The following is a 13,899-nucleotide window of genomic DNA, read 5'->3' on the forward strand; positions in this document are numbered from 1 at the left end:
AAGATAGTATGAAATTCAGTGAAAAATGGCTTCGAGAGTGGGTGAATCCTGACATCTCAACTGAGCAACTTGCAGAACAGATTACCATGGCTGGCCTTGAAGTTGATGGGGTTGAACCCGTTGCTGGCGATTTTAGTGGTGTGGTTATCGGCGAAGTCGTCGAATGCGGTCAACACCCTGATGCAGATAAACTGCAAGTAACCAAAATCAATGTCGGTGAAGATGAGCTACTCGATATTGTCTGTGGCGCACCGAATTGTCGCCAGGGGATCAAAGTTGCCGTGGCTAAAGTTGGGGCAGTCCTACCAGGCAACTTTAAAATTAAAAAAGCAAAGTTACGTGGCCAGCCTTCCTTTGGCATGTTGTGTAGCTTCTCTGAGTTGGGTATTTCTGACGATCACGATGGAATTTTAGAATTACCAACCGACGCTCCGATTGGTGAAGATATTCGCGAATATTTACATCTAAATGACGTTACGATCGAAGTAGATTTAACGCCAAATCGCGCTGATTGTTTGGGCATGCGTGGTTTAGCCCGCGAAGTTGGCGTGTTAAATAAAAGTAATGTTGATATGCCTGTTTATCCAGATGTGGTCGCGACCATTGATGATACTAGAGCGATAACATTAGAGGCTCCTCAAGCCTGTCCACGTTACCTAGGCAGAGTGATAAAGAACATTGATGTAAGTGCAACGTCTCCGTTGTGGCTACAAGAGAAGCTTCGTCGAAGTGGTGTGCGCAGTATCGATGCTGTAGTGGATATCACTAATTTTGTTTTGCTTGAACTTGGTCACCCTATGCACGCGTTTGATAATGATACGTTAACTGGTGATATAGCTGTGCGTATGGCAAATCAAGACGAAGAGCTTGTTTTGCTAGATGAAGCGAAAGTGAAATTAAATAGCAATACGTTAGTTATCGCGGATCAAAATAAAGCCTTGGCCATTGCAGGCATATTTGGTGGATTAGATTCAGGCGTGACCTCAAAAAGTAAAAATATCTTTCTAGAAAGCGCTTTCTTTGCACCAGATGCGATTATGGGTAAGGCCCGACAATATGGCTTACATACTGACGCTTCTCATCGCTATGAGCGAGGTGTTGACCCGCAAATGCAACGGCAAGCGATGGAAAGAGCAACCGCATTGTTACTTGATATTGTCGGCGGCGAAGCAGGGCCTGTTATAGAAGCTATGGATGATGAATTCATCCCACCGGTTAAAGATGTAGTGCTACGAGCTGAACGTCTTGCGCGCGTTTTAGGTATCGAGATTGAAGCAAATGTTGTTGTTGATATTTTAGATCGTTTGGGGCTTTCGACCGATGAATCAAATGGTCAATGGCAAGTGAGTGTGCCTGCTTATCGCTTTGATATTTCAATCGAAGAAGACTTGATCGAAGAAATTGCTCGCGTTTATGGTTATAACAATATTCCTAATTTGGCACCCAATGCTGAATTGCGTATGTCTGCCCGTAAAGAGCAAGCGCTTGATGTAAATGAATTAAAACTCACATTAATCAACCGAGAATACCAAGAAGCGATCACTTATTCGTTTGTTGATCCTAAAGTACAGAGTAAGTTGTATCCTGAGATTGATGCAATCGTGCTACCGCACCCTATATCTGCGGATATGTCAGCAATGCGTGTTAGCCAATGGACTGGTTTACTACAAGCTGTGTCTTACAACCAGAAACGTCAGCAAAGTCGCGTTCGATTATTTGAGTCAGGTTTACGGTTTATACCGGATACCACTGAAAAAATGGGCGTTCGTCAAGAATTAGTTTTTTCTGGCGTGATTGCTGGTAACGTACATGAAGCGCATTGGGATCGAACTGACAAGCAAGTCGATTTTTTCGATGCTAAAGCTGATGTTGAAGTATTGCTGAGCCAAGTAGCACCTATCGAAACATTTCGTTTTGAAACGACCGAGCACAGTGCATTGCATCCTGGGCAAAGTGCGGCTATTTTTCGTGGTGATACCCTCATTGGTTTACTCGGGGCCGTTCATCCTAAGTTCGAAAAATTACTGGGCTTAAATGGCCGTGTATTTGTTTTTGAATTGGAAATTGCAGGTTTTGGGGATAAAAAACTACCTGAAGCGAAAGAAATTTCAAAATTTCCTGCAAATCGACGTGACATTGCAATCGTAGTAGACGATGATAAAGTTGTTGGTGAAATATTAGATTGCATCCAAAAATTTGGCGCAAATCAATTAGTTGGCCTAAACTTGTTCGACATCTATCAGGGTAAAGGCATCGAGCCAGGATTTAAGAGTTTGGCAATTTCATTGACTTTACAAGATATGACTAGAACGCTTGAAGAAGCAGAAATTCAAGCCGCGGTCGATGGTATTCTGGCTAAGTTGTCAGAGCAATTTGGGGCTACATTGAGGGATTGACGGATATGGCGTTAACCAAAGCCGAAATGGCGGAACATTTATTTGAAAAGCTAGGCATGAACAAGAGAGATGCCAAGGATCTTGTTGAAGCATTTTTCGAAGAGGTCCGCGAGGCATTAGAATCAGGTGAGCAAGTTAAGCTATCTGGTTTTGGTAACTTTGATTTACGACTCAAGAGTGAAAGACCTGGGCGTAATCCTAAAACGGGCGAAGATATCCCCATTAAGGCAAGACGTGTAGTAACGTTTCGACCGGGGCAAAAACTTAAGAGCCGCGTTGAGAATACTGAACCTACCGAATAATTAGGCTGGTTTTTGATAATTAATCCGCTGACTATTTACGAGTCAGCGGATTTTTTGTGTCTGCAATTTAGTCTTGAACAAAATTACTTTTATTATGTGCCCATTTCATTCGAGTGTAGGTATTAATGAGTAGTGCTTGTCACGACGGTAAATATCGAATAAACGCTTATTTGACGAATACGGCCTAGGCGATATCGATGATTAGCGTTTAAATAATGGGCATTTAAAAACTTATGATATACGATAAAGTGACCCCAAACAGTTAGACATTCCAATTACTGGGGCTCTTTTTATCTCCAAATATCACAAGCATTTAAGCTAACACTAGCGAAGTCTGCTCATCAAGTCAGTTCGAGAAAGCTTAGCCGTTGATTTGTAGTTCCATAAGTCAAATTGGCTCTTGATCATCGGTTTATTCGCTGCACGATTTAGATATTCTTCTTTAAGCTGAGTGTCCGTTTAGCGCAAGCTTTAAACGCAACGTATTGACGACTATGAACCTACACGGTTGGCCGTTCGAAGTTACCAGCGGCAAAGGACTAGCTTGTGCCGAAATAAAAGGTAGGGCGCAAACGGTACAAATCTCACAAAGGCGAGGCAGGCAAAATAGCACCTGACTTAGTACAAAAAAGGTTTACCGCTGATAAGCCAAATCAAACCTGGGTCATTGCTGTGACCGAATTTAAGGTCGGTGACCAGAAGGGCTACTTATCACCTATCATCGACCATTTTTAATGGAGAAGTGATAAGTTATGAGGTACGTAAATTCTTCAAGTTATCACCCGTAACAGACATGCTGATAAACGCTACTGCAAAACTCGGCAAGCCGGTTGTTCATTCTGACCAAGGTTGGCAATATCGAAACAGGCCGTATCAACAGCACTTAAAAAATAATGGATTACCTCAGAGCATGTCGAGAAAAGGAAACTGCTTGGATAACGCAGTGGCTGAATACTTCTTCGGTATACTGAAAACAGAAATGTACCATAATGCAGAATTTAAAAATGCTGATGAACTCATTGAAAACATCAAAGAGTACATTGATTATTACCATAACAAACGTTTAAAACTGAAACTAAAAGGCCTGCGTTAGATTCAATGTCAAAATCAGGCTTTGATAGCAGCTTAGAAATGAGCCCAACTTTATGGGCTCACTTCAATTAAGCGGTTTTTATGGCGAACGGAGCGTAATTTGTAGCGAATATTTATTCGCTTGGTTTATCTTTGTTTTCAACTTTTTCGTCGGCTTTTTTAACGCGAATTTTATTTGCGCCTAAGGTATGGCTGTTTAAGTTAATAGTCGCGGCTTTTGCATCGCCAATTTTTGGCATTTCAACAAAGCCAAAGCCCTTTGAGCTTTTAGTGGCAGGGTCTTGTACGATAGTGCATGACTGCACAACACCATAGCCTTCAAATAAAGTGCGTAGTTCGTCTTCAGTGGTCGCTCTATCAAGGTTGCGGATCAATAATTTCATAGTAGTGCCTTTCAAAAAATATAATGCCTATATGGTAACAGCCTTTCAGCTGCATCCGTATGTGTTAATTGTGCCAAAGTACTTATGCGCTAGAACGTGATGAACGCCCGAGAGATCGTTTTATTTTGCTAAAACGGCTATTCCAACTCCGAGCACTCATGCCATCTTTAAGGATTAAGCAATTTTTTTCAAAAAATTTAACCACAGGTAGTGAGATAACCATGCTATTTAATTCCTCTATGCGCAATAAATAAAGGCTAGAATTTTATATTCTTGATAATAAAACTTGTCGCTAAATGTTGTTAACGTGATCTGTTTTTTTGTTTTCTTTAAAATTAATTTTACCGTATTTTACCGTATTTTACCGTATTTTACCGTATTTTACCGTATTTTACCGTATTTTAGCGGTGTTATTTATATCTTTTGCGCTTTTATTGCTTCATTTCAATCTATTTTGTATTTTTATGATTACTCTTATTTTCGTAGAAAACGAAATCGGGGTGTAGGCAGGTTTAGAATGAATTTAAGGTTTGTTATGCACAGCAATTAATGAATAAGTCAGGTAAAAAAAGGGGCTAGTATTTTCAAATTTGTTGACTTAATATCCGCATTCGCTCTCGGGGCGCCTCCTTTGGCTGAGATGTAGCAATACAAACCCGTAGAACCTGATCCGACTAGTATCGGCGTAGGAATGAGCAGCACATCTCTCTTTTTTTGGGATGTTTGTTTTCGTTTTCCGCGCGCCTGTATTTTTTTCAAGGAAAACAAAATGAACACTATCCTTTCTTCCAGTGAGGCATCGATTCACGTTGATGTCATATCTGAAGAGCAAAAAATTACACGCACCCCTCTTCCAGCCAGTAAAAAAGTATATGTAACATCGCCTAATGATCCTGAGGTCCGTGTGCCTATGCGTGAAATCAGTTTGACCGATGGCACCGCTGTTACCCTTTATGATACCTCTGGTCCTTATACCGATGAAACCGTCGATATTGACGTGAACAAGGGGATTGGGGATGTGCGCAGCCAGTGGGTATTAGCCCGAAACGACACTGAGCAGTACCAAGGTCGGGAAGTATTGCCTCAGGACAACGGGCACTTCAATGAAGAACGCGCCTTTCAGTATTACAACGATGAGCTGCAGCGTACGCCAAGACGGTCTTTACCCGGCAAAAACGTGACGCAAATGCACTATGCCCGCCAAGGTATTATCACCAAGGAGATGGAATACATCGCCGTACGTGAAAATCAAGCCCGCGAAGCATTGAACAATGAATTCACTACGCCAGAACGTAATCAGCGCCTAAAAGGCAATTCACTTGGGGCCAATTTACAGCCTATTACACCTGAATTTGTGCGTAAAGAAGTCGCCGAAGGTAGAGCGATTATTCCGGCTAATATCAATCATACCGAGCTTGAGCCGATGATAATTGGGCGCAACTTCTTAGTAAAAATTAACGGCAACATTGGCAACTCAGCTCTGCGCTCGTCTATCGAAGAGGAGGTTGAAAAACTAGTTTGGTCGATTCGCTGGGGCGGCGATACCATTATGGATTTATCAACGGGCAAAAACATTCACTCGACCCGTGATTACATCGTGCGTAACTCACCGGTACCGGTTGGCACAGTGCCTATTTATCAAGCGTTAGAAAAAGTAAAAGGTGTAGCAGAAGACCTCACATGGGAGGTGTTTCGCGACACCTTGATTGAGCAGGCTGAGCAAGGCGTAGATTACTTCACTATTCATGCTGGGGTGCGTTTGCATCATATTCCAATGACGGTAGACAGAGTCACGGGTATCGTCTCGCGAGGCGGGTCCATCATGGCGAAGTGGTGTATTGCGCATCATCAAGAAAACTTCCTGTATACCCATTTCGATGATATCTGCCAAATCATGAAAGCCTACGATGTGAGCTTCTCCCTTGGGGATGGTCTGCGCCCAGGCTCGCTTGCCGACGCCAACGATGAAGCGCAGTTTGCTGAACTGATCACCTTGGGTGAACTGACAACCATTGCTTGGAAGCATGACGTGCAAACGATGATCGAAGGCCCGGGTCATGTACCCATGCACATGATCAAAGAGAACATGGACATGCAGCTCGAACATTGCCATGAAGCGCCATTTTACACACTCGGCCCACTGACAACGGATATTGCGCCGGGATACGACCATATTACCAGTGGCATCGGTGCAGCCATTATCGGTTGGTACGGTTGTGCGATGCTGTGTTACGTGACGCCCAAAGAACATTTGGGCTTACCAAATCGCGACGATGTGAAACAAGGGATCATGGCTTATAAAATTGCTGCCCACGCTGCGGATATTGCTAAAGGTCATCCGGGCGCACGTTATCGTGATGATTTGCTGTCCAAGGCACGATTTGAGTTTCGTTGGGTTGACCAATTTAACTTAGGATTAGATCCAGACACAGCGCGAGAATTTCATGACGAAACTCTGCCTAAAGATTCCGCCAAAGTGGCGCATTTCTGTTCTATGTGCGGGCCAAAATTCTGCTCAATGAAAATATCTCAAGAAGTACGGGAGTATTCAGCTGATCTTAAAAATGCTGAAATTGAGGCCGGTATGGCGCAAAAGTCAGCTGAGTTTACCGCCTCAGGCGCGCAAATTTACGTTGCTCAAACGGAATAGCGTCAGTGACAGTAAAACGCATTGCGATAGTTGGGGCAGGGATCATGGGCCGCATGCTGGCGTGGCAATTATTGAATTACGCTAAGTCAGCAGTGGCAATCACCCTGTATGATAAAGACCCAATGCACGTTGGAGGGGCAGCGGCTTACACCGCGGCAGGGATGCTGTCACCCTATAGCGAACTAGAAAGTGCCGAACATAGCGTGTTTCACATGGGGCTAGCGTCATTAACACGCTGGCCTGCGGTGACCGAAAGTTTATCTAAGCAGAGAAACACGCCGGTTGCGCTATTTTCTAGTGGCACGGTGGTCGTCGCACATCAACAAGATCAGGCGGACTTTCAGCGTTTTCATCAGCAGGTAAAAACGAAACTACCGGACCGTTACCGTGATGAAATGGGGCAGCACATGCAGTTATTGAATCAAGCTGCCCTAAGTCAACTTGTTCCGCAATTAGCTACCCGCTTTAACCATGGCCTGCATTTACCCAATGAAGCCTGGTTAGATAGCGCGCAGGTAATGTTGGCGTTTAATGAATATTTGCTAAATGCAGACGTTAAATGGCAGGAAAACTGTGCGGTTAGTCATATTGAACATTGTATTCAAGCTGATCAGCGGTTAGGCGCAGCCGTATGCTTGGCATCGGGTAAACAGATGTTTGATCACGTCATAGATTGCCGAGGTCTAGGTGCAAAGCGAGACGTGCAAGGTTTGCGCGGAGTGCGCGGTGAGGTGATCACTTTGCATGCACCGCAAGTCGAGCTTAAACACGCTGTTAGACTGATGCACCCGAGGTACAAGTTGTATATTGCGCCGCGCAGGGACCATCATTTTGTGATTGGGGCTAGTCAAATTGAAAGCGAAGATAACGGACCACTCAGCGTGCGCTCCGCTCTTGAGCTGTTGTCGGCTGCTTACTCAATCGACCCCGGCTTTGGTGAAGCTCAAATCGTTAAACTGGCGACGAATTGCCGCCCGGCGTTTAGCGATAACCTACCTAAAATCATCTGTGATCAGCAGATCATGCGCATAAATGGACTATTTCGCCATGGCTATTTATTGGCGCCTATCATCGCCGAACAGGCCTGTGAACGGCTGTTTAATACGGATTATAAATCGCCCTTTAGTAAGCTAATACAGGAGGTTAGATGTTAACCATACTATTTAACGGTGAACCCTATGAGGTTAAAAACGCTGCATTACAAAAGGCATTAATTGAGTTAAATGCCCCAGACCTATGCGCGGTAGCGGTGAATGGTCAGTTTGTGCCCAAAGCAGAGCACGAAAATGTCCTGTTAAGGGATCAAGACACCCTTGATGCATTCACGCCCATGCAAGGAGGTTAATCATGAGTTGGCAACTTGATGATGTGATGCTTAAAAGTCGGTTTTTAATTGGCTCGTCTTTGTACCCGTCGCCTTACATTATGAGCCAAGCTATCAAGGCAGCAGCTTCCGAGGTGGTGACCGTATCACTTCGTCGTCAATCACCTGAACATAAAGGCGGCAATGAATTTTGGCAGCATATTGAACGCTTGAACTGCCATGTATTACCCAATACCGCAGGCTGCTACAGCGTCAAAGATGCCATTAATACCGCTAATATGGCCCGAGAGTTATTTGCGACGAATTGGATAAAGCTTGAGGTACTAGGAGATGAGTACAATCTACAGCCTGATCCATTTGCGCTGCTAGAGGCAACCAAAGAATTAATTTCTCAGGGCTTTCAAGTGTTCCCTTATGCTACAGATGATCTTGTGCTCGCTGAGCGCTTAGTGACAGCGGGTTGCAAAATAGTTATGCCCTGGGGAGCACCAATCGGCACGGGCAGGGGCTTGATGAATCCCTATGCCCTAAAAACACTTCGAGCAAGATTACCTGATACTATTTTGATTGTTGATGCCGGACTCGGTGTGCCGTCTCATGCGGCACAAGCCATGGAAATGGGCTTTGATGGCGTGTTATTAAATACAGCGGTTGCCGAGGCGAGTGATCCTATTCTTATGGCCAGTGCGTTTCGTGACGCGATTGTTGCGGGTCGTTCTGGTTTTGAGGCAGGGATGATGCAACAACGGGATTTAGCGAAACCCAGCACGCCAGTGTTAGGTACGCCTTTTTGGCATCAAGCGCTTTCAACACATGAGGGGCGATAGATGATAAGCAGCTTAGCTGACGTTAGTCATCCATATACTAAGGTGAGTAAGCCAACGGTATTAACCTTTTCCGGTAGCGACAGTGCGGGCCTTGCGGGTATGCAAATGGACGTAAAAGTACAGCACGCTCTTGGCGTACATTGCCTTAGCGTGATTACCGCTATTACTGCGCAAAATAACCAACAAATTTTAGCAGTACAAGCAGTTGCATGTGACATGATTCATGCACAGCTAAGTGCGTTGTCGGTGTTTTCCCCTAAGGCAATAAAGACCGGTTTAATCGCAAATAAAGAGCAAGCGCACATGATTGCGCATACTCAACAAACCCTTGGGATCCCGCTTATTTTTGACCCTGTCACTCATGCAACCAGCGGTGGAACCCTAGGGACTGATGGTGGCCATAGCAACGAGGACATAAGCGATATATTACTATCCCACTGCACCTTAATTACGCCTAATATTCCAGAAGCAGAAAAGCTCGCTGGATTTTCAATTAATAGCCCGTCGGATATTAAAAAAGCTGCTATCGTAATTGTCGCCAAAGGTGCAAAGGCAGTGTTGATAAAAGGCGGGCACGCAACACATGATAGACAATCCGTAGCCGATTATTTTTATATTGCCCGTGAACAATTTTGGCTCAAAAGCGCCCGAGTAACAACGCTGCACACCCGTGGTACCGGCTGTGCCTTAGCGTCAGCCATCGTCAGTTGTTTGGCCCTTGGTTACTGCCTAAAAGATGCGTTAGTGATTGGAAAAATGGTGATTACGCAAGGCTTGCAAGATGCAAAAGGGCTAAGCATTGAAAAAGGTATTGAAAGTGCTTGGGAAAACGGCTTTGAACGAGGCTATGAAATTGACACAGAAAAAGGTCCGGTTAACGTAGGGGGTTTTCCTGATACACAAACAAGCTTACCTATTCTACTTTCCGAAGCTCAGCAACCAGCTGGCTCTTCCTTATACGCCAACCAATATCAAATATCTCAGCCATTTCCTAATATTGGGGACACACCTTTGGGCTTGTATCCTATTGTTGATCGCGCGGCGTGGCTTGAAGCGTTGTTGCCCTTGGGAGTGAGCACTATTCAGCTAAGAATTAAGGATTTGACCGGGCAAGCGCTTGAAGACGAAATATCTTTAGCAGTGTGTATTGCCAAACGCTTTCAGTGTCGATTATTTATTAATGACTATTGGCAGTTGGCTATTAAGCACGGCGCATATGGAGTGCATTTGGGCCAAGAAGACTTGGCGCTAGCGACTACCCACAACGTAAATCAAATTGAGCAAATCCATCGTGCTGGGTTACGTCTGGGTATTAGCACTCATTGTCATTTTGAAGTCGCTACAGCTGTTGGATTTCGGCCGTCTTATATCGCCTACGGACCAGTATTTGCGACCACCAGTAAAGATATGCCATGGGTGCCACAGGGCCTAAAAGGGTTAGAATACTGGCAGAATTTGTTGGATTATCCACTTGTGGCCATTGGCGGTATTGATCATCAAAGCGCCGCGCTAATTCATGAATTGGGTGTGTCGGGGATCGCGATGATAAGCCACATTACTCAAGCAAAAGATCCTATTAGCGCGACGCAAAAGCTACTGAGTATTGTGCGCTCATGAGTATATTCAATGCGGGTGAATGGCAACAATACCAACGCCATATACAATTGAATGATGTGGGCGTAAACGGCCAACAGCGTTTAAAAAATGCCCGAGTGTTACTCATCGGCGCGGGGGGCTTGGGTTGCCCTGTCGCTATGTATTTAGGTGCTGCGGGTGTTGGGCATATTACGTTAGTGGATGGGGATACCATTGCGCAAACTAATTTACACCGCCAAGTTTTGTTTGGGTACGACGACATTGGTCAGTCAAAATCGCGTGTTGCTGCGCATCGCTTAGCGGCAAATAACCCGTATATTACAGTCGAAGCCGTTGACGCAAATGTCACTCAAGTCAATGTGGATAACCTGGTAATGGATGCGGATATCGTGCTTGATTGCACGGATAACTTTCCCGCCCGATTGCTGATTAACGATGCTTGCATAACGCATCGAACGCCTTGGATATACGCCAGTGTATTAGGACTAAGGGGCCAGACGGCGCTTTTCTCGCCGAATACCGCGTGTTTTCGTTGTGTATTTCCAGTGCTCCCTCAAAATGTGCCCGACTGTAACGCCGCGGGTGTACTATGTACTACGGCAGGTTTAATGGGGATCTTGCAGGCAAATAATTGCGTGCATTATTTGCTAGGGCGCGAACACGCTTCTGTGGGTAAATTGCAGTTGTTTGACGGGGAACGCAATGAGTTTCGTTCTATTTCGCTTATCAAAAGTAGTCAATGCTTGTGCAGCCAACCTGTAACATGCCCAAGTAAACGTATTGATTTTCAACCGTATGCAAAACCATTTCAACACAGTGTTACAGGGCTTTTGCATGCTGATGTAAAGGTTAAGCCAAAGCAAATTGTAGCGGCTGTGTCTCAGATGAAAGTAACAAAGGCCGGGGAGTTAAACCCTGATAAGTTTTTGCGTCAGCTTAGCGAGACTGAAACGGCGTTGTTGCTTGATGTGAGAAGTGAGGCTGAACATCGAGGATTCAATATCGGTGGTCACTGCATCAGTCTATGTGCGGATTTTTCACAATTGGTCTTTGCTATCTGCTCTGATAAAAACCGGCCAATATTTTTGTATTGCCAATTAGGCATACGCAGTAAAAAAGCCTGCGAAGCGTTGAGGACGGCGGGTTATCTTGACGTTTATTGTTTAAAAGGAGGGTTAGGGACGTTACTTATGGACTATCCGTCAGATTATGCACATTTGCTTGAAACGTTCATATCCGATCCAAGCGTTTAATATAGCCCTAATAGATTGAGTAAATATATGCTCGTTAGTGTTACAGATTTACCTCGATTCCATTTTTAAATAGCTACTACCATGGAATGTTTAGCGAGGTAAAAATGGCCGAACAGCCTCGTTTCGCTGGGTTAATGCGATGTTATTTGCTAAAGTATTTGTGCCCAAATTATTAGATGAAAGATACTGAAAGACTCAACGAAACAAGGCCATACAAGCGACGACGAAACGGTGTCAATTGGTAAACTTGCCAATCCCCCGTTGCCTTTTAAGCCTATTAAATATCTATTTCAGCCTGGCCTGCCTCGCAATGCGGTGTTGTTATGGCTAGTAATATGTGTCATTACCATTCCATCTGGTGCGCTTACCTGGTATCTGGAATGGACGGGTATCAATCTCAACGTATTTGGACTGACGTTGCACATGACAACCTATATTCCAACCTTAATCTGTATCCCCCTTGTACTCTGGTACGGTTATTTCTGGGCCGCTATTTTGGCTTATTTGTCCAGTTTCACGGTGGCTTTATTAGGGGGCATGCCGCTAAGTTGGGCGTTGGTTTTTGCATTTTCTAATCCGTTAGGATTAGTGATGTACTCTCTGTTTTATCGCGTATCTCAGCTTCGCACTGATGTGCGAGATGTTAACTCTGCCGTTGGCTTTGCCCTGATCTCACTATTGGCGTCATTGGCCGGCTCCACCGGTTCTTTTATCTGGACTTACACTAATCAAATTGGCATCAATCAGACCTTTACCGTATGGCAAGGCTGGTGGTTGGGAGAGTGGCTTCATTCGCTATTATTTGTTTTACCATTATTATTTTTTTCAGGACCTTATGTGCAAGCTTGGTTGCAACCATTAAAAAACAAAGAAGCCGTTTTTACGATTAGCCGAAAAAGTATTACTGTGGCGGTATCTGCTTTATTGTTTGTGCTTGTAGGGTACGTTGTCATTGCCCGCATGTTCAGTGTTAAACAAGCCGAGGCAGCCAAGCAGCTAATATATGATCCAAACATCTCTGAGCTTATTACCAATGCCGTTGATGGCACGATATATCCCTTGTTTGTGCTAATCGTAGCGATGTTGGCAATGGCCTTTTTGGGGTACCAAGTTGTATTATATTTTAACCGCGTGTTACTGGCGGCCAATCAAAAGTTGTCTGAGCAGAATATCACACTCGCATCGCAGGCCAATGTTGATGGTTTAACGGGTATGCTAAATCGCCGCAAAGTGATGGAATTTTTTGAACTTGAATGTGTGAAATCGCAACGAACACAAAATTGGCTAAGTGTCATGATGCTCGACGTAGACAATTTTAAATCTATCAACGATACATATGGTCATTTGGCGGGCGACGCTGTGCTTATTGATATTGCAAAACAAGTCAAAAATAGCTTGCGACCCTATGATTTAGCCGGGCGTTACGGCGGTGAAGAATTCATATTAGTACTGCCAGAAACGTCTTTGCATGCTGCGGCTCTGATCGGTGAACGTATTCGCCAGACCATCAAAGATTCCACCATTGAAGTCAATGGTTTGGAAATCGCGGTCACGATTAGTATTGGTATTTCCTCTTACCAAAAAGATGACACGCTTCCCAGTCAACCGTTAACCAGAGCAGATGACGCGTTATTTAAAGCCAAGCGGTCGGGACGTGATTGTGTCGTGTTCTAATATCGATTGACCCTACGACAATGTGCATGCTGTAAAAAGCAATCATATAGCAACAGTAAAAATGTCCGCCTCATTTTAAGCAGTGTCCCGAGCCCGGTACACGCATATTCGCCAAAAGTAACGCAATAATAATCCCCAACCTCATTATTATGCAGAATTGATTAAATTCTCGAGCCCCATAAAATGCACTCACTTAGCATTTTTTAATGAGCAAATTATCTAGCTGATTTTATAGCGGCTCAATAAATTTGATCTCAGCGTATCGAATGCGTGGATTACTGTAGCCGTGCCCCCTAAAAAAGTGACATTCTAAAAATTGTCCATTAGACCTGATGAAAACGAACCAATAACGCTGTATTGCCAGCCCGGCATACCCAGTAAACAAGCCAGTAAAGGGGTAAT

Annotated in this window: 11 protein-coding genes and 1 riboswitch; of the genes, 10 read left to right on the top strand and 1 reads right to left on the bottom strand. The window is 44.3% G+C overall.

Translation table 11 applies throughout. From position 1 onward, the window contains the following. The first annotated feature begins 8 nt into the window (after positions 1 to 8). From pheT to GQR89_RS08775, 3 genes are all read left to right on the top strand, one after another. On the top strand, positions 9 to 2,396 hold the full coding sequence (pheT, locus tag GQR89_RS08765) for a phenylalanine--tRNA ligase subunit beta (protein WP_158769693.1): 2,388 nt from the start codon (positions 9 to 11) through the stop codon (positions 2,394 to 2,396). A gap of 5 nt (positions 2,397 to 2,401) precedes the next feature. Continuing rightward, the gene (locus GQR89_RS08770) at positions 2,402 to 2,698 is read left to right on the top strand and encodes an integration host factor subunit alpha (protein WP_158769694.1); all 297 of its coding nucleotides are present in this window, start codon (positions 2,402 to 2,404) and stop codon (positions 2,696 to 2,698) included. A gap of 742 nt (positions 2,699 to 3,440) precedes the next feature. Next, positions 3,441 to 3,791 (top strand): IS3 family transposase, encoded by a 351-nt coding sequence (locus GQR89_RS08775; RefSeq protein ID WP_158769695.1) that lies wholly within the window; start codon positions 3,441 to 3,443, stop codon positions 3,789 to 3,791. A gap of 112 nt (positions 3,792 to 3,903) precedes the next feature. Here the strand turns inward: GQR89_RS08775 and GQR89_RS08780 are convergent, their stop codons facing one another. After that, complete coding sequence (locus GQR89_RS08780) at positions 3,904 to 4,173, bottom strand: RNA-binding protein (protein WP_158769696.1); 270 nt, start codon at positions 4,171 to 4,173, stop codon at positions 3,904 to 3,906. 608 nt (positions 4,174 to 4,781) lie between these two features. Continuing rightward, a riboswitch (TPP riboswitch) is annotated at positions 4,782 to 4,882 on the top strand. 60 nt (positions 4,883 to 4,942) lie between these two features. Here GQR89_RS08780 and thiC point away from each other — a divergent pair. The 7 genes from thiC to GQR89_RS08815 all read left to right on the top strand — a co-directional run bounded on the left by thiC (position 4,943) and on the right by GQR89_RS08815 (position 13,497). Continuing rightward, positions 4,943 to 6,823 (top strand): phosphomethylpyrimidine synthase ThiC, encoded by a 1,881-nt coding sequence (gene thiC / locus GQR89_RS08785; protein ID WP_158769697.1) that lies wholly within the window; start codon positions 4,943 to 4,945, stop codon positions 6,821 to 6,823. Between the two features lie 5 nt (positions 6,824 to 6,828). Then, on the top strand, positions 6,829 to 7,977 hold the full coding sequence (thiO, locus tag GQR89_RS08790) for a glycine oxidase ThiO (RefSeq protein WP_255455692.1): 1,149 nt from the start codon (positions 6,829 to 6,831) through the stop codon (positions 7,975 to 7,977). After that, positions 7,971 to 8,168 (top strand): sulfur carrier protein ThiS, encoded by a 198-nt coding sequence (thiS, locus tag GQR89_RS08795; RefSeq protein ID WP_158769698.1) that lies wholly within the window; start codon positions 7,971 to 7,973, stop codon positions 8,166 to 8,168. The genes thiO and thiS overlap by 7 nt, the downstream gene beginning before the upstream one ends. A 2-nt stretch (positions 8,169 to 8,170) precedes the next feature. Continuing rightward, positions 8,171 to 8,974 (top strand): thiazole synthase, encoded by an 804-nt coding sequence (locus GQR89_RS08800; RefSeq protein WP_158769699.1) that lies wholly within the window; start codon positions 8,171 to 8,173, stop codon positions 8,972 to 8,974. Then, entirely contained in the window at positions 8,975 to 10,591 is a 1,617-nt protein-coding gene (gene thiE, locus GQR89_RS08805; protein ID WP_158769700.1) for a thiamine phosphate synthase, read from the top strand. It abuts the gene before it with no gap. Beyond that, positions 10,588 to 11,823, top strand: a complete 1,236-nt coding sequence (locus tag GQR89_RS08810) for a HesA/MoeB/ThiF family protein (protein WP_158769701.1) — start codon at positions 10,588 to 10,590, stop codon at positions 11,821 to 11,823. Before thiE ends, GQR89_RS08810 begins: the two co-directional genes overlap by 4 nt. 231 nt (positions 11,824 to 12,054) lie before the next feature. Then, entirely contained in the window at positions 12,055 to 13,497 is a 1,443-nt protein-coding gene (locus GQR89_RS08815) for a GGDEF domain-containing protein (RefSeq protein WP_158769702.1), read from the top strand. The last annotated feature ends 402 nt before the right edge of the window (positions 13,498 to 13,899 follow it).

The organism is Paraglaciecola sp. L1A13 (assembly GCF_009796745.1).
In the GTDB taxonomy this organism is placed as follows: Bacteria; Pseudomonadota; Gammaproteobacteria; order Enterobacterales; family Alteromonadaceae; genus Paraglaciecola.

Coding starts and splice junctions, on each gene's coding strand:
- pheT (WP_158769693.1), top strand. CDS start 9: ATGAAATTCAGTGAAAAATGGCTTCGAGAGTGGGTGAATCCTGACATC.
- GQR89_RS08770 (WP_158769694.1), top strand. CDS start 2,402: ATGGCGTTAACCAAAGCCGAAATGGCGGAACATTTATTTGAAAAGCTA.
- GQR89_RS08780 (WP_158769696.1), bottom strand. CDS start 4,173: ATGAAATTATTGATCCGCAACCTTGATAGAGCGACCACTGAAGACGAA.
- thiC (WP_158769697.1), top strand. CDS start 4,943: ATGAACACTATCCTTTCTTCCAGTGAGGCATCGATTCACGTTGATGTC.
- thiS (WP_158769698.1), top strand. CDS start 7,971: ATGTTAACCATACTATTTAACGGTGAACCCTATGAGGTTAAAAACGCT.
- GQR89_RS08800 (WP_158769699.1), top strand. CDS start 8,171: ATGAGTTGGCAACTTGATGATGTGATGCTTAAAAGTCGGTTTTTAATT.
- thiE (WP_158769700.1), top strand. CDS start 8,975: ATGATAAGCAGCTTAGCTGACGTTAGTCATCCATATACTAAGGTGAGT.
- GQR89_RS08810 (WP_158769701.1), top strand. CDS start 10,588: ATGAGTATATTCAATGCGGGTGAATGGCAACAATACCAACGCCATATA.